Annotated in this window: 20 protein-coding genes and 1 pseudogene; 13 read left to right on the top strand and 8 right to left on the bottom strand. The window is 45.0% G+C overall.

Annotated features, from left to right (window positions below; all coding sequences use genetic code 11):
• Positions 1-2 precede the first annotated feature (2 nt).
• From dsrO to AB4307_RS09765, 5 genes are all read left to right on the top strand, one after another.
• The gene (dsrO, locus tag AB4307_RS09785; protein WP_017086571.1) at positions 3-839 is read left to right on the top strand and encodes a sulfate reduction electron transfer complex DsrMKJOP subunit DsrO; all 837 of its coding nucleotides are present in this window, start codon (positions 3-5) and stop codon (positions 837-839) included.
• Entirely contained in the window at positions 836-1984 is a 1149-nt protein-coding gene (gene nrfD, locus AB4307_RS09780) for an NrfD/PsrC family molybdoenzyme membrane anchor subunit (RefSeq protein ID WP_372131742.1), read from the top strand. Before dsrO ends, nrfD begins: the two co-directional genes overlap by 4 nt.
• A gap of 14 nt (positions 1985-1998) precedes the next feature.
• Complete coding sequence (locus tag AB4307_RS09775) at positions 1999-5091, top strand: tetrathionate reductase subunit A (RefSeq protein WP_372131740.1); 3093 nt, start codon at positions 1999-2001, stop codon at positions 5089-5091.
• A gap of 526 nt (positions 5092-5617) precedes the next feature.
• On the top strand, positions 5618-6259 hold the full coding sequence (locus tag AB4307_RS09770; RefSeq protein WP_372131738.1) for a c-type cytochrome: 642 nt from the start codon (positions 5618-5620) through the stop codon (positions 6257-6259).
• Positions 6260-6268: 9 nt separating this feature from the next.
• Positions 6269-7330 carry a c-type cytochrome gene (locus AB4307_RS09765; RefSeq protein WP_372131736.1) on the top strand — a complete coding sequence of 354 codons (1062 nt, stop codon included), beginning with the start codon at positions 6269-6271 and terminating at the stop codon, positions 7328-7330.
• 158 nt (positions 7331-7488) lie between these two features.
• On the opposite strand, the gene AB4307_RS09760 is transcribed toward AB4307_RS09765, so the two are convergent.
• A complete protein-coding gene (locus tag AB4307_RS09760; RefSeq protein WP_017078583.1) occupies positions 7489-8418 on the bottom strand; it encodes a LysR family transcriptional regulator in 930 nt (309 codons plus the stop codon).
• 26 nt (positions 8419-8444) lie between these two features.
• Positions 8445-8885, bottom strand: a complete 441-nt coding sequence (locus tag AB4307_RS09755; protein WP_274134853.1) for an Lrp/AsnC family transcriptional regulator — start codon at positions 8883-8885, stop codon at positions 8445-8447.
• Positions 8886-9026: 141 nt separating this feature from the next.
• Between AB4307_RS09755 and AB4307_RS09750 the strand changes: the two genes are divergently transcribed.
• Entirely contained in the window at positions 9027-9611 is a 585-nt protein-coding gene (locus AB4307_RS09750) for a LysE family translocator (RefSeq protein ID WP_102541904.1), read from the top strand.
• A 52-nt stretch (positions 9612-9663) separates the two neighbouring features.
• Here the strand turns inward: AB4307_RS09750 and AB4307_RS09745 are convergent, their stop codons facing one another.
• Complete coding sequence (locus tag AB4307_RS09745; RefSeq protein WP_017066606.1) at positions 9664-10053, bottom strand: DUF1294 domain-containing protein; 390 nt, start codon at positions 10051-10053, stop codon at positions 9664-9666.
• Between the two features lie 156 nt (positions 10054-10209).
• On the opposite strand from AB4307_RS09745, the gene AB4307_RS09740 reads away from it, so the two are divergent.
• Positions 10210-11976, top strand: a complete 1767-nt coding sequence (locus tag AB4307_RS09740; protein ID WP_372131733.1) for an alpha-amylase family glycosyl hydrolase — start codon at positions 10210-10212, stop codon at positions 11974-11976.
• A gap of 74 nt (positions 11977-12050) precedes the next feature.
• Here AB4307_RS09740 and AB4307_RS09735 read toward each other — a convergent pair whose 3' ends face one another.
• Together AB4307_RS09735 and AB4307_RS09730 are read right to left on the bottom strand one after the other, a co-directional pair.
• On the bottom strand, positions 12051-12878 hold the full coding sequence (locus AB4307_RS09735; RefSeq protein ID WP_372131731.1) for a MalM family protein: 828 nt from the start codon (positions 12876-12878) through the stop codon (positions 12051-12053).
• A gap of 76 nt (positions 12879-12954) precedes the next feature.
• The gene (locus tag AB4307_RS09730; RefSeq protein WP_372131729.1) at positions 12955-14298 is read right to left on the bottom strand and encodes a maltoporin LamB; all 1344 of its coding nucleotides are present in this window, start codon (positions 14296-14298) and stop codon (positions 12955-12957) included.
• Between the two features lie 433 nt (positions 14299-14731).
• On the opposite strand from AB4307_RS09730, the gene glgX reads away from it, so the two are divergent.
• The 3 genes from glgX (at position 14732) to AB4307_RS09715 (ending at position 19560) form a co-directional block, all read left to right on the top strand.
• On the top strand, positions 14732-16717 hold the full coding sequence (gene glgX, locus AB4307_RS09725) for a glycogen debranching protein GlgX (RefSeq protein WP_372131727.1): 1986 nt from the start codon (positions 14732-14734) through the stop codon (positions 16715-16717).
• A gap of 240 nt (positions 16718-16957) precedes the next feature.
• On the top strand, positions 16958-18700 hold the full coding sequence (locus tag AB4307_RS09720) for a sensor domain-containing diguanylate cyclase (RefSeq protein WP_372131725.1): 1743 nt from the start codon (positions 16958-16960) through the stop codon (positions 18698-18700).
• Positions 18701-18831: 131 nt separating this feature from the next.
• Entirely contained in the window at positions 18832-19560 is a 729-nt protein-coding gene (locus tag AB4307_RS09715; protein ID WP_017069730.1) for a tRNA (adenine(22)-N(1))-methyltransferase, read from the top strand.
• A gap of 105 nt (positions 19561-19665) precedes the next feature.
• On the opposite strand, the gene yihG is transcribed toward AB4307_RS09715, so the two are convergent.
• Positions 19666-20610, bottom strand: coding sequence for a 1-acylglycerol-3-phosphate O-acyltransferase, YihG family (gene yihG / locus AB4307_RS09710; RefSeq protein WP_372131723.1), 945 nt, complete (start codon positions 20608-20610; stop codon positions 19666-19668).
• Between the two features lie 332 nt (positions 20611-20942).
• On the opposite strand from yihG, the gene AB4307_RS09705 reads away from it, so the two are divergent.
• The 3 genes and pseudogenes from AB4307_RS09705 (at position 20943) to AB4307_RS09695 (ending at position 23348) form a co-directional block, all read left to right on the top strand.
• Entirely contained in the window at positions 20943-21743 is an 801-nt protein-coding gene (locus AB4307_RS09705; protein ID WP_372131721.1) for a ferredoxin--NADP reductase, read from the top strand.
• Between the two features lie 65 nt (positions 21744-21808).
• Positions 21809-21889 (top strand): annotated as a pseudogene (locus AB4307_RS09700) (DUF1971 domain-containing protein); the annotation flags it as partial.
• 466 nt (positions 21890-22355) lie between these two features.
• Positions 22356-23348: a 2-hydroxyacid dehydrogenase gene (locus AB4307_RS09695; protein WP_102398419.1), complete on the top strand. Its 993-nt coding sequence runs from the start codon at positions 22356-22358 to the stop codon at positions 23346-23348.
• A 120-nt stretch (positions 23349-23468) separates the two neighbouring features.
• Here AB4307_RS09695 and AB4307_RS09690 read toward each other — a convergent pair whose 3' ends face one another.
• Positions 23469-24341: a patatin-like phospholipase family protein gene (locus AB4307_RS09690; RefSeq protein WP_017063996.1), complete on the bottom strand. Its 873-nt coding sequence runs from the start codon at positions 24339-24341 to the stop codon at positions 23469-23471.
• Positions 24342-24558: 217 nt separating this feature from the next.
• Entirely contained in the window at positions 24559-26010 is a 1452-nt protein-coding gene (gene katE2 / locus AB4307_RS09685) for a catalase KatE2 (protein ID WP_372131719.1), read from the bottom strand.
• Positions 26011-26140: the final 130 nt, after the last annotated feature.

The raw sequence follows: 26140 nt of genomic DNA, 5'->3' as shown, positions 1-26140 counted from the left end.
ACATGGACTCATTGAAAAGACGGTTTCTCAGCCAATTCGGCAAGGTTTCCGCTGGTGCTGCGCTCATTCCCATTGCCGGAATCAACACCGCAGTCGCAAGCACAGCCATTCGCAATAACAACCAACCTGACCGCAAAGGCGAAATAGGTAAACGCTACGCCATGGCGATTGATTTACGTAAGTGCGTTGGCTGTCAGGCGTGCACTGTTGGCTGTAGCGTTGAAAACCAAGCACCAATTGGCCAGTTCAGAACCACCGTAAAACAGTATGAAGTCTCCCTTGATGATGGTTCGACGGCTCAACAAGACGTGAAATCATTCATGTTACCTCGCCTATGTAATCACTGTGATAACGCCCCCTGCATCAAGGTTTGTCCTGTTCAAGCGACCTTCCAGCGTGAAGATGGGATAGTGATGGTCGACAACGAACGCTGTGTAGCCTGTGCTTATTGTGTTCAAGCTTGCCCTTACGATGCTCGCTTCATTAATAACGACACCCTTACCGCTGACAAATGTACTTTCTGTGCACACCGCCTTGAAGACGGCTTACTGCCTGCTTGTGTAGAAACCTGTGTCGGTGGCGCGCGTGTCATTGGCGACCTTAAAGATCCAAACAGCGAGATCAACCGTCTGCTCAATGAAAACCAAGACGACATTAAGGTGCTTAAGCCAGAGCAGAATACCAACCCCCATGTTTTCTATATCGGCATGAACGAGCGATTCGTTAGCCACATTGAAGGCCAACCTGCGATTTATGATCCAGCCGCCATCGATAACTCATCCTCTAGCAAACAAGAATTGGCAATCGCGACACAAGGCAAACAAGGAGAGACAGCATGAATATCACTGAGGTGTTAGTCCCCGCTCAAGAGATCGCTTGGCTACCGTGGGCGGTTCAGTATTTCTTCTACATAGGTTCGGCTTACGCGGCTGCGATTCTGTTTTTGATTGCCCTGATATTTAAAAATTCAACCAGTCATCAATTTCGTGCAGCCCTTGTGCTTGTGATGGCCATCGGCGCGATTGTTGGGCCATTAGCGCTTACTGGTGATTTGCATCAACCCGGACGTGCGTGGCACTTCTATGCTCACATCACACCTTGGTCATGGATGTCATTAGGCTCTTTGTTTCTACCTCTATTCTCTGGTCTGGCTGTCGCGACGGCTTGGATTTACCTGCGTGACGACATCGCACAGCTTAAACAAAGTGAAAACCCATTTCTAAAACGTTTGTCTTGGTTAACACTGGGCAATTGGCAGGTATCGAAAAAAGTGATGATTGCATTAGCCGCTGCAACTGCGTTATCAGGGCTAAGCATCGCGCTTTATACAGGTGCAGAGATTGCGATTTTGGCGAGCCGACCGCTTTGGCATCAACCTGCTTCTCCGCTGCTTTGGTTTACAACCGCATTCTTTGCTGCAACGGGTTTAACCCTATTGATTTGGGCTCTACTGCCTTCAAGCAAGCCAAGCTTAAAACCAACAGACCTCGCTCTGGTACAAAGAACCATTACCTTAACGGGTGGCCTTGCCATCATTCTTACGTCGATTTGGGCATCTAACCATGGTCACTTCAATCTGTATGAGAACGACGCTTGGGGTATCAACCTAGGCATCATGACCACCAGCATTTTGCTGTGCATGATCTTGGTTCTACCACTGCAACGCCTATCGCAAAGTAAGCTAGGAATTATCTGTGTTGCGCTTGCGACCATAGTTTCTGCATGGGCGGTACGTTGGGTCACCATGATGGAAGTTCAAACCATTCCACGTTTCGATGTTGGCCCATTCCCTTATGAACTGCCGATGGGTAGCGCAGGATTACTCGGCATCGTTGGCATGTGCGGCCTGTGGCTAGCACTTGCGTTGTTCGCCTCTGAAATCGTGTCTGTTGGATCTACACGAACAACTGGCTCTGCGACAAAGACAGCATCTAAGCCAAACCAAAACACATCATCACCACTTAACCGCTCACATAGCTTGTAGTCTGAGGAATCATCATGGATAACAAACGTCGTCAATTTTTGAAAACAGGCCTTGCTGCCGGTGGTGTTGGAGCTTTTGCTGCAGGTTATGCGACAACCACAAAACACATGGTTCACGGTGCTATCGATGGCACCGCGGGTAAGAAAACCAACCACATCCATCACGGTAATTCGCTAGAGACGGAATACAGTGTCGATGAGCAAGGTAAGATCTCGCCGAATCCAAACCAACGCGTGGCACCCTCAATGTGTTTTGGTTGCTGGACACTGTGTGGCTTGCGTGTACGTATCGATAATCGCAATGACGAGATCTTACGTATCTCAGGTAACCCATATCACCCGCTTTCAAGTGATCAGCAGATCCCGTTCAAAACACCGGTAAAAGACGCCTACATTGGCTTGTCTGGTGAATCAGGCATCAATAACCGTTCGACAGCCTGCGCCCGTGGCAACGGCATGTTAGAGATTCAAAACAGCCCATACCGAATCACTCAACCGCTCAAACGTGTCGGTAAACGTGGTGAAGGTAAGTGGGAACCGATCAGCTACGAGCAACTTATCTCTGAGATCACCGAAGGTGGTAACTTGTTCGGTGAAGGCGAAGTTGAAGGCTTGCGATCGATTCGCGACATCGAAACACCACTTGATCCAAACAACCCTGAATACGGTCCAAAAGCGAACCAGTTATTGGTGACTAATGCCGGAAATGAAGGCCGTGACGATATCTTGAAGCGCTTTGCATTTAACAGCTACGGCACTCGTAACTTTGGTCACCATGGATCTTACTGTGGCTACGCGTTCCGCGCAGGTTCAGGCGCGATCATGAACGATCTAGACAAGTTCTCGCACTTAAAGCCCGACTTCAACAACGCAGAGTTCATTCTTTTCATCGGTATGTCTCCAGCTCAAGCGGGTAACCCGTTTAAGCGCCAAGCAAGACAGCTGGCTGAAGCTCGTACCAACGGAAAACTGAGCTACACCATAGTGACTCCGAGCCTTCCTGCAGGATCTTCAAGCCTTGCTGCGGGCGATCGAAACAACTGGCTACCGATCAAACCGGGCACCGATTCAGCATTAGTGCTGGGTATGATCCAATGGATCATCGAGAACCAACGATACAATCACGACTTCTTGTCTCGCCCAAGCGCACAAGCGATGCAAAAAGCAGGCACCGCGCATTGGTGTAATGCTTCACACCTTGTGATCAGTGACGAAGCACACCCACAAAACGGGCGCATGCTTCGCGCATCGGATATGGGTTTGCTAGAAACAGGCGAACCGATGTCTGACGATGACGGATTTATCGCACTAGATGTGACAACGTCACTATTGGCGTCACATATTCAGGTGAATGAAGCGGCTCTGTTCGTCGATCAAGACGTAGAAATCAATGGTCAGACTGTTCGTGTTAAGTCTTCTCTGCAAAGATTGAAGGAAGAAGCCTTCAAATATGACCTTGCATACTACAGTGAGCAGTGTGAGATCCCGCAGGACCAAATTATTGCGTTGGCAAAACGCTTCACCAGCTACGGGACGAAAGCAGTCGTGGATACTCACGGTGGCAACATGCACACCAACGGCTTCTACAACTCGTTCTCTATTCTGATGCTAAACGCGCTGATCGGTAACATCAACGCGAAAGGTGGCGCGATGGTGAAAACGGGCGGCTACCCAACTTCGGTTGCAGGTCCACGTTACGACTTTACCAAGTTCAAGGGTAAGACTAAGCCTCAAGGTGTATTCTTGTCCCGCAGCAAGTTCCCGTATCAAAACACCAGCGAATACAAACGTCGCGTTGCCGCAGGTGAGTCACCTTACCCGACACGCGCTCCGTGGTACCCAATCTCTGCGCCGCTGTTAACCGAGCACTTATCAGCTGCGATTGATGGCTATCCTTACCGCGCAAAGGCATGGATCAACCACATGGCGAACCCACTTTATGGTGTTCCGGGTTTAGACAACTTGCTGGGTGAAAAACTTAAAGATCCCAAACAGCTTGGCTTGATCGTATCTATCGATGCCTTCATCAATGAAACGACCGCCTTATCGGATTACCTAGTGCCAGACACAGTGACCTACGAAAGCTGGGGCATGGCAACCCCGTGGCATGGCGTCGCGACCAAAGCGATCACCGCTCGCTGGCCGATTGTTGAGCCTAAAACCTCACGCACTCAAGACGGACGTGCCATCAACCTAGAGAACTTCTTTATTGATCTAGCAAAAACGCTTGGCCTAGGTGGCTTCGGCGACAACGTAATCAAAGACAATCAAGGTAACTGGCACGGTATTCATAGCGCTGAAGATTTCTACCTGCGCTCGGCTGCTAACTTAGCGTTCGTAAAAGGTGGCGTGCCGAATGTCGATGCGGAAGATATTGTTTGGTCTGGTCTAGAACGCTTAGTGCCTGTGATGAACAAAACACTCAAGCCTGAAGAGATGCTCAAGGTAGCGTATATCTTTGCGCGTGGCGGTCGTTTCGAAGACGCCACCAATGCCTACACCAATGAAACCATGAAGTACAAATGGACCAAACCACTGGCAATCTGGAATGAAAAGCTCGGTACTTCTCGCAACACCATCAGTGGTGAGCAGTACATGGGTTGCCCGACATGGTATCCACAAAAGCTTGCAGACGGCACACCTTTGGCAGAGCAGTTCCCAGCAAAAGAGTGGCCGTTCACCCTAACCAACTTTAAGTCCAACATTCACAGTGCGGTATCGAATTTGTCACCACGCTTGGAATCTATCAAGGGGGTAAATCCGGTTTACATCCACCCGCAAGACGCCTCTTCTGCGGGTATCAAAACAGGTGACGTATTTGCGATTGAAACACCGAGCTCAACCACACATGCGTTGGCGATGGTGATTGATGGCATCAAACCGGGAACATTAGGCTTTGAACACGGCTTTGGACACAAAGAGCTCGGTGAACGCGCACACTGGATTGGTGACGCACAACAACCAGTGAAGATGAAGTCGAACGATGGCGTTAACATCAATGATATAGGCTTGATTGACCCGACGAGAGAAGGCAAAGGCGTCATGTTAGATTGGGTTGTAGGAGCAGCAGCAAGGCAAGCGCTTCCGGCTAAGATCTACAAGGTCTAGCTTAAACTCAGCAAGCTATAACTTAATCACTGATTCAAAACACTTCCTTATCTGATTTGCAGATTAGAACACAACAGGGCAACTTCGTCATTCGAGGTTGCTCTGCTTTTTCGTCCCCTTGATCTAGAAAAGCAGCCTATTTGGATAAACGTCCAATCTACATAAAGTACCCAATCTAGATAAAGCATCCGCTCTAGATAGAGTAATCAACCCAAAGCCATTAGGTAATCTTCATTTCACCACAACTTTTTTAGCCCGCATCCATAAAGCAGCTATGCTTATACAATCGGTGCCATAAAAGAGCCTTAACAAGCAGTTATACCGAGGCGAACATGGCAGTTCCCTTGCACTTCGTTAACGGCAGCTGGATTCGCCTATTGAAATCCACATCAATACCACCATGGTGATTGAGGTTATTAATGTGAGACTTACCTCAAGTTCCAAGTGAATTAATGTGGAAATCCACAATAGCGCGAACAACCAATTATGTCGAAAATGCGTGCATCACAACCAATAGCGACGCCTCATGATTAAGCTGAATATAAAAACTCAAACTCTCACGCTTTGCATCGCTGCTTTAGGAAGCCTCTCTTTATCCGGTTTTGCACAAGCAGCACCTAACCCTATGCCCGAAGCAGCAGAAACCTGTAGCGGGTGCCATCAAGCTGACGGGAAAGGGATGCCTAACATAGCCCCTATGCTTGCTGGGCTGAATGCTGACTACCTAGAACATCAATTGATTCTATTTTCTAGTGGAGAGCGTCAAAGCGCGATCATGAAAGGCATGGCCGATGGCGTCTCTGATCCTGCTATTCGTCGCGAAGTTGCCGAATACTTTGCCTCACTACCTTCATACGAGTTCACAGATTTAGAGCAGCGCGGCTCACAGGCTGATATCGATAACCCCTATCGTAAACTTGTATTCCAAGGCGATTGGGATAGAAACATTCCAGCCTGTGCAACCTGTCATGGGCCAAGCGGTATGGGCGTGGACAAATTCCCGCGCCTAGCAAGCCAGCATGCCGACTACATTCAAACTCAGCTCAACGCTTGGAAAAATGGCACTCGTAAGGGTGATGATTTGAACATGATGGGTAATATCGCGGGCAAGTTAACCGACGATGAGATCAAAAACCTGTCTTACTACTTCGCCTCTTTCCGATACTAAAGGGCTCGCATGAAAACATTACTTCTAATTACCGCAACCCTTGCCTCTGGAATCGCTTATGCCGAAGCAGAGTTGCCAGATCGCCAAACCGAACTGCCCGCCGTTGAGAAGCCTCAAGATAACAAATATCTGGTGCCACGAGACTTGGTTGATATCCCTGCTGGGGAATTTGGTGACAAAGTAAAACTGGGCTATTCCCTGTTTGTCGATTCACAACAGATGCGTGGTACGTTCGTAGGCAATGAACAAAACTGTGTAAACTGTCACATGCAAGCGGGCATGAAGCCTAACGCAGCACCTCTTTGGGGTGCGTACATGGCCTACCCTGCGTATCGTTCCAAGAACGACAAGGTAAACAGCTACGCAGAACGTATCCAAGGTTGCTTCACCTACTCAATGAATGGCCTGCCACCGGCTGAGGGTTCAAAAGAAATGGTCGCACTAACGGCGTATTCATACTGGCTGGCGATGGGCGGCATCTTAGACAAGAACGGCATGCAAGATACACCCGTTCCTGAGATTAGCGATGCCGACTTACAAGTCGGTGGTAAAGCGGAAAGCTTCCCTCTTCCAGAAGAGCTGTTAAGCAAATACCCAATCGATGGCCGCAGTAAACTTGCCGGTCGTGGCTACCCTAAGATTGCAAACCCTGAACAAGAACCCTCAATCGCTCGTGGTGAAAAGGTTTACCAAACCAGCTGCCAAACCTGTCATGGTCAAAATGGTGAAGGAATCAAAGGAGCAGATGGTCGCTCATACCTGCCACCACTTTGGGGAGAGAATTCGTTCAACTGGGGCGCAGGTATGCACCGAGTGAACACCGCCGCCTACTTCATCTATGAAAACATGCCGCTTGGAAAGAGCCAACAGCTTTCAATTCAGGATGCATGGGATGTGGCCGCGTTTGTGAACAGTCATGAACGCCCACAAGACCCACGATACAAGGGTGATGTTGCAGGCAATGCTAAGCGTTACCACAACCACCAAGGTTACTATGGTAAAGAAGTCGACGGTGATTTGCTGGGTTCTAAAGCGTACCCAAGTGGCAAGGAAGCGATTCACGAGCACTGATCTCGAATCATGAGCCTCTCTTTTCGAGAGCAAGAACCGCTCACACCAGCTATAGCTAAGCTTTACATTGTAAATCAGTATTCGCCGGAAGAATAAAAAGGAGCCAGGTCGTGTGACGATCTGGCTCCTTTTTTGTGTTTAAACTTTTAGAAAGACAACTAACCTTGCTGCATCTTCTCCCAAATGGTCGGAGAGCCAATATATTCTTGCACCGTAGTGATGAACTCTTTCACCAGCTTGGTCTGCTTACGGTGCGGATAGACAGCGTAGATTGCGGTATCGATTGTAGAAATCGGATAATCCGGAAGTAAAGTGACCAAGCCAAGTTCTTTCATTGAGGCATACAGGTTTGATTGGTCAAGGAAGCCATAACCTAGACCATCTTTCACACAAGACACCATAGTACGAACATCACTGACCTTATAGTTGCCACGAATCGTTAGGCTTTGGAAAGTGTTGCCATGCGGCTCTTCACTGATGCGCAGATGATCGACCGTCATATCGCCATTGGTATAAATCACAGCGGGTAACGCGAGCAAATCTTGTGGCGTCTTCGGCTCACCATGCTGCTTCACAAAGTCGTTCGATGCAACCAGCATGAAGTTACTGTCAGCGATCTTCTTCGCAATCAAATTCGATTCAACAAGCTTACTAAAACGAAACGCGATATCGAACTGTCCTGCAATGATGTTAGCGATCTTGTCGTCCAATGACAGCACAATCTGAACATCAGGGTACTTTCTCATGAACTGAGTAATAATAGGTTGCAAGTATTGCTGACCAAAATAAATCGGCGACGTAATTCGTAGCACACCTTTGGGTTCAGATTGGTACGAGTCGGCAATGCCTTGGATCTGATTAATAGTATCTTTCAGTACATAGGTTTGCGCGAGAATATCTTCCCCTGCCGACGTCAACGAGAACGAACGCGTAGAACGGTTGAGCAACTGAACACCTAAATCTTGCTCCAGCTTTTTGATCTGTTTAGAGAGTGATGAGTTGTCCATATCGTGCAAGGTTGCCGCTTTGGTAAACGACCCTTGTTGAACGACATCTAAGAACAATAACAACTGATTAGTATTTGGCACTACGCCTCTCCTGAAATAAAACTCGACTAGCGTTCGTCTTTAGGGGTGTCCATCACAACCATAGTCGTAATGGATTGAACCTGAGCACATTCCCCAAGCACATCGGCATGAAACTTCTTATAGCCCGGTAGATCTTTGGTTTCTACCCTTAGCAAGTACTCATTGGCACCAGTAATGTTGTGGCACTCCACCACCTCTTTTTCCATACTGACGTGCTGTTCAAACTCTAGCTGAACCGCTTTGCTATGGCTCGACAAGCCAATCGAAACGTAAGCAATAAAACCAACGCCCATCAGGCCATTATCCAGAACCGCACGGTAACCTTGAATGATCCCTTTACGCTCGAGATCTTGTACGCGCCTTAAGGTCGCTGAAGCCGACAAACCAATCCGTTCTGAAAGCTCAATATTGGAGATTCTGCCGTCCAATTTAAGCTCTTGCAATATCCTTTCGTCAAATCTATCCATAAGTACTTATTATTGTGCATTTAGTGATAATAGAAGAAATAAAAGCACATAATTGCCTCACTTTCCACCTACTATGTTTCTCAACACGTGAAAGTCATGACCGGTCAGTCACTTCGTTCATTTTACTGCTGGAGAATCACAATGCCTTTAGAACAACTTAGCGCACTTGCCTTGTTTGCGTTTGTCTCGACCTTCACACCAGGTCCAAATAACATCATGCTCATGACATCAGGAGCAAATGTTGGCTTTGCCCGTACTATTCCGCACATGCTGGGCATTGCTCTGGGGTTTGCAGCCATGTTGCTACTGGTTGGCTTCGGCTTAATGGGAATTTTTAACGCCTATCCGGTCTCTCACCAAATCTTGAAATACCTGAGTCTTGCTTACCTCGTGTACCTTGCGATTAAGATAGCATTGAGCGGCAAAGCGAAAAGTACCGAGGCTTTTAAACCAATGACCTTCATCGGCGCTGCCAGTTTTCAGTGGGTGAACCCTAAAGGTTGGTCGATGGCTCTGACGGCGATTTCAGTTTATAGCAGTGGCAGTTCATGGTGGGAGCTTGCAATCATCGCAGGTATCTTCACGCTCGCCAACTTACCATCCGTGACATTCTGGACAGCGGCAGGTAAACAACTGCAACACTGGTTAACAACACCAGTCCGTATCAAAAGCTTCAACTACGGTATGGCAGGCTTGCTGTTAGCCTCAACGATTCCGATGTTATAACAAAATAGCTTTCCTATGATGGTTAGTAAGTGATTACTAGCCATCAATTTCATTACAAGTATCCAATAACCTCGCTAAGCCAACGTCCAAACGTCGCCTGCCCGCTCGGGGTTAGTGTCCACACAAACGCCGCAACATTCACTGCCACTGTCACCCAATATATGGCTCTGAACGGCTGCTTCTGCGTTTTATGACGCAGCTTATCTTGAGCAATCAACGCCCCTAGCCAGCCACCAGCAACAGAAAAAATATGCAGAGTTTTCTCTGGCACACGCCAATTGCCATTGATCGCTGCTCGCTTGTCCTTCGCGTACACAAAAAACGTCACGAAACCGATAACCAAATACCACACCAACAGCGCTTTAGAACTTTCCGCAAACAACACAGACACCGCCACCAGAACCAAATAAGTGATAACGATTTGAATAGATGAAGACAACATGACTCCTTTTGAGCAACAGCTCACATACTGTAGCAATTACGCCCTGTAGATTTTGATAAGGATGAGTAAGGCATATTGTAATTCGGTTAGCCTGCAAAGAATAAACAAGCCCTTTCATCCCTACATAACATGATGGAAGTTAAAGGAATTATAAATATGTACAACCAAAAGTACGCCATCTACCAAGTTTTTACGCGTTTATTTGGCAATAAAAACACCCAACATGTTCCATGGGGCACAATCGAGCAAAATGGCGTCGGTAAGTTCAGTGATTTTACCGACAAAGCGCTGTCTGAAATCCGCAAACTCGGTATGACTCATATTTGGTATACCGGAGTGCCACATCATGCGCTCATCAATGACTACAAGCACCTTGGTATTTCAGACGATCACCCTAGCGTGGTAAAAGGCCGTGCGGGATCACCATATGCCGTCAAAGACTACTATTCCGTAAACCCAGATCTCGCAGACAACCCTGAATGCCGACTAGAGGAGTTCGAGGCACTAATCAAAAGAAGTCACGACAATGGTTTAAAAGTGATTATCGATATCGTACCGAATCACGTTGCGCGTCATTATAAAGGCTTAAACAACCCAGAAGGTGTCAGTGACTTCGGCGCTCAAGATGACACAACGCTGGAATACCACAAAGACAATAACTTCTACTACATTCCCAACAGCACCTTTGAATTGCCAGACATAGAGCCCGCCTTTACGCCGCTAGGTGGTGAACAGCATCCCAACCTAAACTCCCCGTTTATAGAGACGCCCGCCAAATGGACAGGTAACGGCTCACGTTTAGCCAAGCCTAGTTTCGATGATTGGTATGAAACGGTGAAAATCAATTATGGCATGCGACCAGACGGTTCAAAAGACTTCCCTGAACTACCGAGTGACTATGCTCAACGCAATTACATGGATCATTTCCGTTTCTGGGAATCTGTTTATGTGCCTAACTCTTGGGCTAAATTCCGAGATATCGCCTTGTTTTGGTTGAATAAAGGTGTTGATGGGTTTCGCTACGATATGGCTGAGATGGTTCCAGTCGAATTTTGGAGCTACCTTAATTCATCTATAAAGATGAAAAACCAAGATGCCTTTTTAATGGCTGAGGTGTACCAACCGGACTTATATCGCGACTATATCCACTTAGGCAAAATGGACTACCTCTATGACAAAGTAGATCTGTACGACGGTCTAAAAGACATCATGCTAGGCAATACTTCCACGGCTATCATCCCCAAAATCCAACATCAAATGATGGATATTGAACATCACATGCTGCACTTCTTGGATAACCATGATGAACAACGCATCGCGTCTCCTGAATTTGTAGGTGACCCAAATATAGCGAAGCCTGCAATGCTAGTCAGCGCGTTATTGAGTAGTTCTCCAACCATGATCTACTTTGGGCAAGAAATCGGCGAACCGGGTGCGGAGAACGCTGGCTTTGGACAGCCCTCACGAACTTCCATATTTGACTACATCGGAGTCCCACAACACCAAAAGTGGATGAACCACGGCGCATTCGATGGCGGGCTATTAGACGAAAACGAAAAGCAGCTGCGTCACTTCTATCAAAAGGTAATGAACTTTTCGCTAGAGCACTCATCGATAACAGGTGATTACCAAGACTTACACCAGTGCTGTAACTTAAGTGATTCAGTCTACGCATTTCTGCGCTCTGACCACCAAGAGCTAACCATTGTTGCAGCTAATTTCAGCCAACATACCACTGAAAATATTCACTTAAAGATTCCAAGTGATGTAATCCAAAAACTCAAATTAGTTGATGGTCGTTACATACTCAATGAATATATTGAAGGCATAGCGCAACAAGTGCTCGACATTGAGAACAGTGTTGGCAGTTTTAATATTGAATTGAAACCGCTGGCGTCTTTGGCTTGGGTGTTGAATATTTAATAAGATAGAGAGGGTAAACACCCGAAGCAGTTAGTAATAATATATAACTGCTTCAAGTGTTGGGGGATCTATAGCTATTTTTTATTGACGGCTTTTACAAAGACTTCTTGTGCGCCTTCAATATTTAGAGCTTTAGCTTCTTCTAACAAAGCTAAAGCCTTAGGTATATCATTTTCAGCGACGGCCTGTTCAATCGAGTTAAAATAGTAAACCTTAGTATCACTATTTGCTTCAATTGGTTTCACTTGGCTTGACTTTTCTTCTTCATTTTTTGAGTTCAACCCAAAGAAAGAACCTGATGTATAAGGATGGATATCAACCAAAAGTTCACCGGTTTTTACATGAGGTACAGGTATATCTTTGGCTTCAGGGAAATAATTACCTCTTGCTTCCGCATCTAAGCGAGCTGGATGAATAACATTTGTTACTTTTTCTAGTTCTCTCTGGTCCGTATAAACCAATAGATAAGCATTTTCTATGTTACTTGGCGGGAAAAACGAGAATTCTGAAATTAAACGATTTCCTTGCCCTAAACGCGGCTTTTCATAGTAAAAGCTAGAAGAAGGAACTGTGAGTATTTCGTGCCCTTCTCCATCAACAATCTTAGCTAGAGGAGAGAAAACACTCTCTTCAATATAGCTGGTTAATTCAACGCTAAGAGGTCCTTGATAAATTGGTAACTCAATTTTAATTGTTGGACTTTTTATATCATTCGTAACTAGGTTCTGAGTTGAATCAGAAATAATAATCTTTGTTGAACTAGGCAAGTTTAATTTTTGAGATTGCAGTTGTTCGATACTGCTAACTGTCATCATATCAGGCTGTGAAAAATCTACTACTTGGGTACTTTGACAGCCAGTTACCAATAAGCTGCATAGTAATGCGATACTATTAATCTTCATGAACACTCCAATCGAAATATGGAAAAGCCGACACTTACGTGTCGGCTATAATTAACTTTCTAACTTAGGTTATACATTACCACCAAGCTTCGAATTGTGCGCCAATGCTAACTTCAGAATCTTCACCAGAGAATGCTGTACCTTCATGGTCTACGAAGTAAGAAGCAAACAGGCGAATCTCTGGACGAGCCCAGAAGCTTGAACCTGCACCCCATGCTTGTGCAACAGTATATTTAGAAGCTGCATAATCTACGTTATCTTTTTCTTCAGCGTAGTAACCAACTTCAAAGATAGTTTTCATGTTGTTGTCCCATTTGTACTCAGGGCGAACAACAATATTAGCTAAAGTGTGATCAAACTTAGTTCCTGCAACTGCTGTTGTGTCAACATATGCGCCAGTAACGGAGTCATAGTTGTTCTTGAATGAGTCAGAAGTACCGACATCAGAAGCTGAAGCAAACATGATCTGGTGGCCGACTTCCCAGTTAGAACCCATTCCAACCACACCCCAGTTGATGATGCGGAAACCATCTGCATCATTATTAGCACCGGAGCGGTCGTAGTTGTTACCGCCACCTAAACCTGGCATTTGAGCTGCGTAAGAATTTGTACCATATTGGAATACAGTTTGGTTAAAGCCGTTATCTAAACCTTGATGAACGATTGCAGAAAGTAATGCGCCATCGTCACCAACAGCAGTCTGGTCTTTCTTCTCGTGAGCGAAGTTATACGCAGCCGCTAATTCCAAACTTGCGTCACTCCACAAGTCGATCCCAGCGTAGCGAACGTCTAAGATATAGGCACTTACGTCTTCAGAACCGTAGCCAGTTTGAGCCCAAACCTGATCTGGATCTTGATCTGGATCTACTTTGTTATTCCCAGCGACGTAACCATAGGTTGCAGCACCAGCTTGTGAGCCTTCATCAGTAATTAAAGCTGTTGATAGTTTACCACCACCTAAAGACAGATTCTCAACACCAACACCGGCGCCACTTGAAGTATTCAAGTAGTAGAAATCAGTAATATGAACATCACGACGTTGGTAATAGCGCTTACCAACCCACATAGTAGCATCAGCATCAGATTTAATTAGACCTTTTGCTTGAACATTGATCACACGAAGTGCAGAGTCACTTGCTTCCCAATCGTTATCACCATCGACTGCGTGTGCAATTAGAGAATCTAGATAAAAGCTCACACCATCTTCGTTGTATAGCTCTTGACCTAGGCCTACTTCGAAAAATGTATCATTCTCGTTACCCAAACGACCTAATTTACTTTTTTCGTAACCTAGGTTTTCCCCATCATTACCACTAAGACCAATACCAGAACGTACGTAGCCACTAAAATCAACAGCGAACGCAGAACCAGCAGCTAGCGAAGTTGCCACTGCTGCAGCAATCAAACTTACTTTTTTCATTCTTAACTCCATTAAGGACAATTTATTTTAGGTTTTTATATTTTTGCTCTCTTGCGGCAACCAAAGGCAGTAATGGTAGTCGTAAGATAGAGAGGTATAGGGTTTCCCCTGATTCGTTTCAACGGGGTCAATATTAAGAGGGGATGACAAGTTTGACTTCCTCCGCCCCTAAGTTAATTAAGGGGGACTAGAGGGGAGTAGGAAATATACAGAATGGTGTTTTAAAGAGGTAGATCACTTAATATAGGAGGAGTAGACAGCACACAGATCTAATTATTCAACATAAGTGAGATCTAGCTCAAATATATAATTTGAACTTCATCGATGAATTATTTTTTTACCGTAATTAATCTGTGAAGTTGCTTGACCTTACTGTGACAAAGCCTTTTACTAATAGTTCACTGATGTTGATAAACGAACAAGAAATCAAGCAATGACTAGAACGCTCGCTCGCCCTTATCCGCTAGGCGCAACGCTAGGTAACACTGGCTGCAACTTCTCTATTTATTCTCCTGACTGTAAATCTCTTTCACTCGCTCTTTTTGACGAGAACGACGAATTCACCACTTATAAATTGGAAAATGAATACGCTGATATCAGATATGTCTTTATTGATGGTATTAAAGCGGGGCAAAAATACGGCTTCATTGCCGAAACGGACAATGGCCCTATCCTGCTTTCAGACCCGTATGCCAAAGCAATAAGCGAACCGCTCGATTACGTCACGCCATATACCAATGAAAAAAGCTTTGCTATGGCGAAATGTGTCGTTGTTGATGACACCTTCGATTGGCAAGATGTAGAAAAGCCACGCATTAGTCGCGAAGATACCGTTCTTTTTGAAACTCATGTAAAAGGTCTATCTCAACTGCACCCAGAAGTGGCAGCCAAGACTAAAGGACGCTACTTAGGGTTAGTGAGCCCTGAAATGCTTGCGTTCTACAAACAACAAAATATCAACTCTCTACAGCTTCTCCCCGTTGCTGCGTGTATGCATGAGCCTCATCTCTTGGACATGGATAAAGTGAACTATTGGGGTTACAACCCATATTTGTTCATGGTGCCAGACCCTCGCTACGCAGAAAAAGACGCTGTTAATGAACTCAAAACTGCAATTCGTGAGCTGCATCGCAACGGTATCGAAGTCATTCTAGATGTCGTGTACAACCACACGGCAGAGGGTGGCGAAGGTGGTACAACCTTCAACCTCAAAGCGCTAGATAGCCGCTACTACATTAAACATGGCTGTCATTACGCGAACTTTACGGGTTGTGGTAACACTGTTGACCTCACCCACCAACCTGCACTCAACTTAGTGATGGATACACTTCGGTACTGGGTGAGTGAATTCCAAGTCGACGGCTTCCGTTTTGATTTGGCTGCAACACTGGGGCGCGAAGGTGACAACTACAACCCTGAGGCTGCTTTCTTTAAAGCCGTAGCTCAAGACCCTGTACTTAAAGAAACTAAGTTAATCGCAGAGCCGTGGGATATTGGTCCTAATGGTTATCAAGTGGGTAATTTCCCGCTTGGTTGGAATGAATGCAATGACAAGCTGAGAGACATCACACGTAGCTTCTGGCGCGGTGATCAGGGTTACCTAAAAGAGTTTGCTACACGCCTAATGGGCTCTCGTGATATCTACAGTGCAGCGCACTGGCCTTACAAACTCACCGTCAACTACATCACTTACCATGATGGCTTCACCATGCAGGACCTTGTCTCGTACAAGCACAAGCACAATGAAGAAAATGGTGAGAATAACCGCGATGGGCATGGTGATAACCGTTCTGAAAACTACGGTGTTGAAGGTGAAACCGAAAACCTGTTAGTTATCGCAACACGTGAAAAGCAGAAACGCAACTTCATGGCGAGCCTGCTGTTTGCTTTTGGTATTCCTCATATTTTGACGGCCGATGTGTTATCTCATACTCAAAAAGGTAACAACAACGCTTACTGCCAAGATGGCGTGACCAGCTGGCTTAACTGGGAAGATTCAGAGCGCAAGACTTACTTCAAGACTTGGTTATCTGAAATGATCTCTGCTCGTCAGCAATACATGGTGCCGTTTATTAAGGCATTCAGTGGCGAAAAGCGTAACTCTAACCGCATCTTCTGGAGCCGTGTCGATGGCACACTTATGGAGCATGACGACTGGAACCGCTTAAGCTCAGTCGCTTTGCATTTAGGTATTGGTAAAGATGGCGACGAGTTAATTTATCTTATCAACCAAACCAATGCGCCAGCACGTTTCTCGTTACCGAATGACCGTGAACAAAACTGGGTAACCATCTGTGATACCAACTCGCGAAACGTTAAACCCGGTCATGCAGAAGGTGAAATGTTGTTGTCGCCAACTTCGATGGCAATTTTGCACTATTCGCCAGATCAGGCTGATTTGATTAAAGCAAAAGCTTAGTCAGCTTAATAAAACACCGAAAACCATAGAAGCCAGTTATATTTACAGCTGGTTTTTTTGTTAGCTGAATATCACAAAAATCATTCATCCATATGGAATCATTTGCATTGATGTGGTTAATGAAACTGTTTAGTATTGCCGTACTATAAAAATGAATCTATAACGTCTTTGGATATCATGGCTTTACCTAAAACATTAATTCGGCTTTTTAAACCATACATTATTTTATTAACTGGAGGGATGCTCTATCTTGCTATGACTCAGCTTGAAAAAGTAGAAACAGCAGCAACAGAACAATCATCATCAAACATTCGTATCGCAAGCTCTACCATTCGTTCCAACATCGAAGCCACATTCGGCAAACTCTATTTTTTAGAAACCAGTCTAGGCTTGCCTAAAACGGCTCCAATCGGTGATGAAAAATTCAGAGAATTGAGTGATAATATTCTAAGAAGAACACCAAATTTCTCTGATATCGTTCGATACCAACCTAACTCCCAACATTATGTCTCCACTCGTGGCCTTCCTCTTTCCAATGAACAAATCGCCACAATACAATGGCATTCAATAGACGGTGTTGTAGAAGATTTTTACATCTCTTCCGTTTACCAAAAAGCCGATGGACGATGGGTTTTCGCCGTTAAACACACTGCCGAAAAGCTCAACGAAGAAATATGGATTGAGTTTGATTTAATGCATACCACGCAAGGTTTAAGAGATTTAAAAACGCTTAATAATGGCTATGTATTTGTTGTAGACAGAGCAACAGAGCGACTGGTATTCCACCCGGATCCACAGCGTATCGGTTCTAAATCCATCAGCTTCCATGCAGGGATCAGCCACCAACTCTCACAAGGTGAAACCGTTGGTAAGCACGAATACTACTATCAAGATAACTTCAAAATATCGGTATTTGACGCAGACAACAGCTTAAATTGGGTGTTCATTGCGGGCACTGATCGCCATGACATCTTAACCAGCTCACATCAATTTACGTTGACGGGCTTAGTACTGGGCTCACTCCTGCTATTGTGGATTGGTGCCAACTATCTGGCTTATCGTTTGAACGTGTCCTTGTCACAACTGAATAAAGTCGATGACCTTGTAAGCTTTAAGCGAGAGTTAAAATCCATACTGGATAGTTTCACCTACCAAAAAGGCATTCAATTCTGTCTCTATCAGCCTGAGAACCACGCATTCAGTACCATCGACTATCACGGAAACAAATCCACGGTACATTGTGACAAAGCCCTTGCCGAACGATTTACACCGGACACCATGGCTTACCGAAGTGGTAAGTACGCCGATCCACTGGCGTGTAAACTCAAAATACACCAACGTCATTACTGTATTCCTTTGCACTCTCGTCAGCAGTTGATCGCAGTGTTGTACGTAAACGCAAACTTACCGATCAGCCAGAGTATTCTACGAATGATCCGTGATTACACTGAAGTCTCTTTGTCTAACTTACTGCTTCAACATCAATTGAGCAGCAAAGATCTGATGACGCAGTTAGACAATAAGAGCAGTTTCAACATCGCCATCGAAAACTACGTGAGCGAGCCCGATACCTATGTCGCTCTGCTTGATATCGATAACTTCGACCACGTAAACCGAGCCTACGGTGAAGCGGTGGGCGACAAGATGATCAAGCTGACTGCAGAATCGATACGCAGTTACTTCCCCAAGCCAAAGGGACTTTGCTTGGCTCGTGTTGGAGGAAAGGAGTTCGCAGTATTATTCAAAGCCAATGATGTGAAAGATGCCAAATTCCAGCTAGACCAGTGCAGAGTCGCAATCGCGGAGAAAACCATCGTCACTCCAGATATCACCTTATCGCTAGGGGTTAGCGTGGGATACTCGCAAATAGAGGGTGAAACAGACTCAGCTTTAGCGCTGGCGGAACAAGCGAAACTTATCGCGCAACAACTTGGTAAGAACCGAGTGGAAGGCCATATCAGAGCCGTTGCCAAAGCATCGTAAACCTATACTTACATTTCTGTAGCCACTACAAAGCACCTAGGATTCATACCCTAGGTGCTTTTGTTTTTATGGAAAGTCATTACAATGCGCGTTCAACACGACAATACCCCTTTTCTAACGACACGAGCCTTATGAAGCTAAGTAACCGACTGCAAACTCTCCATTCCCTTGTCAGCAATGACTACCAACATATTTGGGACTGTTGTTGTGATCACGGCTTCTTGGGTGTTCAACTGTTGTCGGATAACAAAGCACCTCAGCTTCACTTTGTCGATATTGTCCCGTCTCTTATGAGCGATTTGGAAAGCAAACTTACGCGTTACTTTCCGCAAGGTGCAATAGCAGAACAGAAAGTGACTAGCCAATGGCAAGTCTACTGTATGGATGTCGCCGCTATCCCGCTTGAGAAACATACTGGCAAACACCTGGTGATTATTGCGGGCGTCGGTGGCGATCTTACTCAAAAGCTCGTCGATGATATTCATCGTCAACACCCAGACAAAGCGATCGATTTCTTGCTTTGTCCGGTGCATCAGCAATTCGAGTTGAGAAGCCATTTAAAGGCGATCCATTTTGGTCTTATTGATGAAGTGTTGATTGAAGAGAACCGTCGTTATTACGAGATTTTATTGGTGAGTAATAGTCGCGGTGATTCAGAAAAGAGCCAAACCGTTAGCGAGATATCAAACGTCGGTGACAAGATCTGGACACCAAGTTGTGATGAACAAGTGAAGGTATCACAGCAATACAAAGCCAAAACATTGCAGCACTACTTACGTATCCATCAAGGACAAGAGAAGCAAGGCAAACCTAGCCAAGTAAAGCATATTATTGATGCTTACCAGGCGGTTAAGCCATAGTAAGTACTAACTTAATGGTTTGAATATTAAGAAAGTCAAATTAATAAAAAAGCCGATAGTTCAATGAGCTATCGGCTTTATTAATGCTATCGATTCAGTTTTAGCTTACTGTTCTTGTTTCTTATAAGCCACATCAGGCTCGTCAACTGTCTCTACCTCAGAAGGCTTATCAACCCCATAAACCGTATCAAGGTAGACGTCTTTCTCTTTCCACGTGCTGTTCAACCAATTGTGGAAGCGACGTTTAAAAGCCTTATCTTCAAAGTAATTACCGTTCACGTTCTCATCCATTGGATGCAATTTAATACGCACAACGACCTTAGTCATTTTGCCCTTCAGCATATCTTCAAACGGAGAGGTTTGGTTTTCAGGGTAAGCTAAGGTCACATCCACGATGCCATCCAAAATTGGGCCCATTGCAGATAAAGCAAATGCCACGCCCCCAGTTTTCGGCTTCAATAAGTGGCGATAAGGGGTCTTTGCTGACGCCAGTTTCTCGTGGTTTGCACGAGTCCCTTCAACAAAATTAACCAATGTTGTCGGTGCTAATTTGAACTTAGTACACGCTTTATTGATTGCATTAAAATCATCATTACGGCGTTCTGGGTTGCGTAATAGGAACTCACGAGAGTGGCGTCTCATGAATGGCATATCTAAGCCCCAGCAGGCCAAGCCAACAAATGGTACGTACAACAATTCATGTTTCAAGAAGTACTTCGTCATCGGCATTTTGTCTTTTAGGATTGAAGACAAAATCACAATATCTGCCCAGCTTAGGTGGTTAGACATCATCAAATACCACTGCTTGGTCGAAATATCTTCCCCCCCTTCCACTTGCCATTCGATATCGTTATTGGCGTTCAACATCCATAAATTAAGAGAAGCCCAACACCAGAATGTGAAGTTAGCTAAGCGAGTGCATGATTTTTGAACGACAGAAATTGGCAAAATAAGTTTGATTAGGGCAAACAGGATCACAGCCAATGCGGTGAATGCAGTATTAATGGTCACGAACAATACGTTCAAGGCCATACGAAGATTATCAAGCATAAAACACAGTTATATTGAGAAGGAAAGCCGCCATTATACGCATCTATAAATTATTCTCTTCAGTAATTGATTGAATATCCTAGGGGTCAAACCACTCAACCTATGTTAACGATGTTCAACCAGCTAAAGTCTATTAAAACGAAACCAAAAACACATGTACGAGTCATTTGGACTCAAATAGTATATTTTCTTTTTGACAACATTCGACCCAATAATTAACCTTTAATAAGTATTGATAAGCATTCTCATTATTGGCATGGTACATGCAACTCTAAAGTGTAAATAGTTGAGTATCCTTAATGAGATAACTTCTCTTCTTAAAGGTGGATGATATGACAGATATTCCTCATGGTTTAGTTACAGGCAAAGTCCTAAACAAAACAGAATGGACAGATCAATTGTTCTCACTCCAGGTTAGTGCACCTGTCTCTTCTTATCAGGCAGGTCAGTTTACTAAGCTTGGCTTGCTCAATAACGAAGGTGAGTTTGTGAGACGCGCTTATTCTATGGTGAATGCACCAGAGCACGAACAAGGTCATCAACATCTGGAATTTTTGATTATTAAGGATCAGAACGGTCAGCTTTCACCTCAACTTCATGAGTTGAAGATGGGCGATGACATCTTTGTCGGCAAAGACCCAAGTGGCTTTATGACCTTAGATGAGATCCCAGAGATCGCCGACGATCTATGGATGCTTTCAACCGGAACCGCGGTAGGCCCATTTATCTCAATACTTGAGAGCATGCAGATACAGCAAAATGAGTTGGCTTCAGACAAAGCCTCTTCATTCAAGAATCTGGTTCTAGTGCATGCTGTAAGAACAGAGCAAGACCTGACTTATCGAGATCGTATCACTCAACTCGTTAATCACTTTCAAGGGAGACTTAAATATGTGCCAATTATTTCTAGAGAATCAGTTACCGGAACTTTGCGCGGACGAATCCCAAATTTGTTACTTGGAGGCGACCTCGAGCAAGCCGCGTCTGTCGCTTTCAATCAAACCCGCAGTTTTTTCTACCTTTGCGGCAATCCGCAAATGGTTCGTGACACAAGCGAAGCGCTAACTAACTTAGGTTTCGAAAAGCACTTACGCAGAAAACCCGGTCAATTCAGCAGTGAGAACTACTGGTAAATAACAACCGCCACTCGTTAGACAGAAGCACAACTTTCAAAGAACAGTTAGAGAAGAGGTTTTATATGAGTCATTTACGTATTCCGTCACACTGGAAAATTCAACGTTCCACACCCGAAAGTAATATTCATTCAATATTGATGAACTTATAAGCAAGCAACCTCGTAATGTGATTTTTAATGTTCAATAAGTGAAGACAAAAGATCAAATAACCATAGCAATTACAATGACTAATGGTGATAGACAAGAGAAAAAAACTCTAGCACACTGAACAGAGTTGTAGGGCATGTTGACCTATCGAGCTGATTTTTGCAGCCGTTTGTGGGTTATTTATACAAGGCAGAGAATTCGACGTGTAGCTCGCCTACATGAGAATTCGATAACGCTGTAGAAAGGAACCACAAACACTGCCCGAAGGGTTCGGCTAAAATCGTTTTACTCTTTGTTGAGAGGGTTTTGCTTAGAATGACTAGGCGGCAAACCTCTCGTCGCGATTAAAACGATTTTATCTCGAACAAAACTTAACCGCGAAAGGTCAACATGCCCTTGTTTTAATCCCGTTTCAGAGAATGAATTAGTGGGTTATTTATATTTTAGGTAAGAGAGGAAGCCATGCTCAACATTGCTTTTTTTAGCTCAAAATCATACGACGAAAAATCATTCGAACTGGCAAAAGGCGAACTCAACGCTGAGTTTCATTTTCACGATTTTCGACTCACCACAACAACAGCAAAAATGGCGCACGACAACGAAGTGGTTTGTGCGTTTGTAAACGATGACCTATCGCGAGACGTGTTAGAGATTCTTGCTCAAGGCCGCACCAAGTTAATCGCGATGCGCTGTGCGGGCTTTGACAAGGTCGACCTAGACGCAGCCAAAGAGTTTGGTCTGCAAGTGGTTCGCGTTCCGGCTTACTCACCAGAGTCAGTAGCAGAACACACGGTTGGCATGATGATGTGTTTGAACCGTAAACTACACAAGGCATACCAACGCACTCGTGATGCGAACTTCTCTCTTGAGGGGTTAGTTGGCTTTAACTTCCACGGTAAAACGGTCGGTATGATTGGCTCGGGTAAGATTGGCCTAGCGACGATGCGAATTCTGAAGGGTTTAGGCATGAATATCCTATGCTATGACCCATATCCAAACCCGTTAGCTGTTGAGTTAGGCGCTAAATACGTTGAACTCGACGAACTTTACCAAGAGTCTGATGTGATTTCTCTACACTGCCCAATGAGTAAAGAGAACTACCACCTATTAGATGCGACTGCGTTTGAGAAGATGAAAGACGGCGTGATGATTGTCAACACCAGCCGTGGTGAACTACTGGATTCCACAGCTGCTATCGAAGCGCTTAAACAGAGTAAGATTGGCGCACTTGGTCTTGATGTGTATGACAACGAGAAAGAGCTGTTCTTCCAAGACAAATCAAATGACGTGATTGTCGATGATGTGTTCCGCCGTCTATCTGCTTGTCACAACGTGCTGTTCACAGGTCACCAAGCTTTCTTAACCAAAGATGCTCTGTTCAATATCGCGAACACAACACTCACCAGTGTTGATGCTTTCTTTGCTGGCAACACCAGCGGCAACGAACTCGTTTAATAACAGATTGAGTTAACAGCAGGCTGAGTTAAAAACAAACTAGGTCTACAGATACAAAGCCACGCTATTCTGAAGTGAACAGCGTGGCTTCGTCGTTTATTCAGTATTCTAAAACCGTTCCTAGACGCAGAAATGACAATCTTCGGTGTCTAAACCATACACGCCTTTTCGAATGGCAAGGTGCTCTTCACCCGCTTTAATGCCCATCTCATAACCTGCATTAAGAGTACTTTGATCCATAGTTAAACGCTTTACTGCGAACGCTTCTGGCGGCGCTATCACTTTAATGGTCGCATCTTTGGGTGGGTTACGAATGAACTCCAGAGACTGGTTGTAGTTTTCAGCACGCACCGCCATCGATTCAGCAATATTTGGGAATTTCTTTAATAGTTTCTTCAGCATCCATTGGTGCTTTTGAGGCTTCATTCGGTAGCTCAATGGGTGAGACAGAATCACGGTAATATCGCGTGCGCCACGGCGATATGCTTCACGAACCGGAATCGAATCGGCTACACCGCCATCGGTATAACAGCCACCAGAGAAACACGGAGTTTCACGGTAAGCGATAGGTAAAGCCGTTGTTGCTTCAACAACATTAGAAAGGTTTTCTGGCTTAATATGGTAGTAGTCTGCACTGCCCGTATCGACATTTGTGACAGCAGCAATGAGTGGGATACTTGAAAACAACTCACCACAATCGAGCGGATAACGTTGATTGGATTCGTTCCATAACCATTTAACATCTACCAAGTTACCGCCTTTGGCAAAGCGAGCAGGATTAAAGAAAGTTTTATCCGTCGCCATCGTGGTGATCACATCATAACTGCGTTTTGGTGCATGAGATAAGTAGCCAACCAGATTCGACACACCTGCAGATACGCCGATGGCAAAATCATAAGGACGGAAATCGTCTTGCATGAAGGCGTCTAAAACTCCAGCAGCAAAAATACCTCTCATTGCTCCACCTTCAACGATTAATGCGCTCTTATTCATCTCAAACTCTTCTACTTTATAAACTGATAGTCGTAGAATAATCCCATCACTCTTACAAAGATAATGGGATAGATTTATCAATTCGATAGGTAAAAACTATCAATGTGAATAGTTCAACTTTTCAATGATTTAGGGTTGCTTGATGATCAGCGAGATCAAAAAAGGCCATCGAGTGATTCACTCAACGGCCTTTCGATTAACGAATCAAGATGATTAATTACGACTTAAATTCGCTCACGTCGATTTCAAGCAATTTACCAATGCCTTCACCGTATGCAGGGTCTGCTTTGTAACAGTGTCTTAGGTGACGCAATTGAATCTCTTTTGGTACGCCGCCTAGGTTACGAGCAGTGTTATCAAACAGAATCGCTTGCTTCTCTGGTGTCATTAGGCGGAACAAGTCACCCGGTTGCGAGAAGTAATCTTCATCTTCACGGTGATCCCAGTGCGCTGCAGCACCATCGAGGTTCAATGCTGGTTCAGCGAAATCTGGTTGCTCAGCCCATTGACCTTCGTTGTTTGGCTCATAACCCAATGTGCTACCAAAGTTACCATCAACACGCATCGCACCATCACGGTGGTAGCTGTGTACAGGGCAACGAGGTGCGTTCACTGGGATATGCTGATGGTTAACACCCAAACGGTAACGCTGCGCATCACCATAAGCAAACAAACGACCTTGCAGCATCTTGTCTGGTGAGAAGCTGATACCCGGAACCACGTTGGCAGGATTGAATGCCGACTGCTCAACTTCAGCGAAGAAGTTTTGTGGGTTACGGTTCAATTCAAACTCACCCACTTCAATTAATGGGTAATCCGCATGAGGCCAGATCTTAGTCAAATCGAACGGGTTATAAGACACTTTCGCTGCATCCGCTTCTGGCATCACTTGCACTTTCAACGTCCATTTCGGGAAATCTTGGTTATCGATGCTGTCTAGCAAATCACGTTGGTGGCTTTCGCGATCATCACCGATCACTTGTGCCGCTTTTGCATCAGAAAGGTTCTTAATACCTTGCTGAGATTTGAAGTGGAATTTCACCCAGAAACGTTCGTTATCAGCGTTGATGAAGCTGAACGTGTGGCTACCAAAGCCGTGCATGTGACGGTAAGTCGCAGGGATACCACGGTCACTCATTACGATAGTAATTTGGTGCAGAGCTTCCGGCAAAGAAGTCCAGAAATCCCAGTTGTTTTTCGCGCTACGCATGTTGGTGCGTGGGTCACGTTTCACCGCGTGGTTTAAGTCAGGGAACTTAAGAGGATCACGAAGGAAGAATACTGGCGTGTTGTTGCCCACCATATCCCAGTTGCCTTCTTCAGTATAAAACTTCAATGCAAAGCCACGAATATCACGTTCAGCATCGGCAGCACCGCGCTCACCCGCAACTGTTGTGAAACGTGCAAACAAGTCGGTTTTTTTACCTATTTCAGAGAACAATTTTGCCTTGGTGTATTTTGTGATGTCGTGTGTAACGGTAAATGTGCCGTAAGCACCTGAGCCTTTCGCGTGCATACGACGCTCTGGAATCACTTCACGATCAAAATGGGCCAATTTCTCCAAAAACCAAACGTCTTGAAGAAGTTGTGGACCACGTTTGCCCGCCGTTTGAACATTCTGGTTATGAGCGACAGGACAACCCGCAGCTGTGGTCAGTTTTTTACTCATGGTCTATTCCTTAAGGTTAAAGATATCGCATCGTTGCCACATCTTAGATTTAAGTGGATTCAATACTTTAAAAACCACTAAAACAATATGGATAAAGAATAGACCTGAGTTGGCAGAAAATATAATCGTT

Origin of the sequence: Vibrio sp. 10N.261.52.C2, assembly GCF_041471425.1 — a bacterium.
GTDB classification, from domain to species: domain Bacteria; phylum Pseudomonadota; class Gammaproteobacteria; order Enterobacterales; family Vibrionaceae; genus Vibrio; species Vibrio crassostreae_C.
This window is presented reverse-complemented; position numbering and strand designations above follow the sequence as displayed.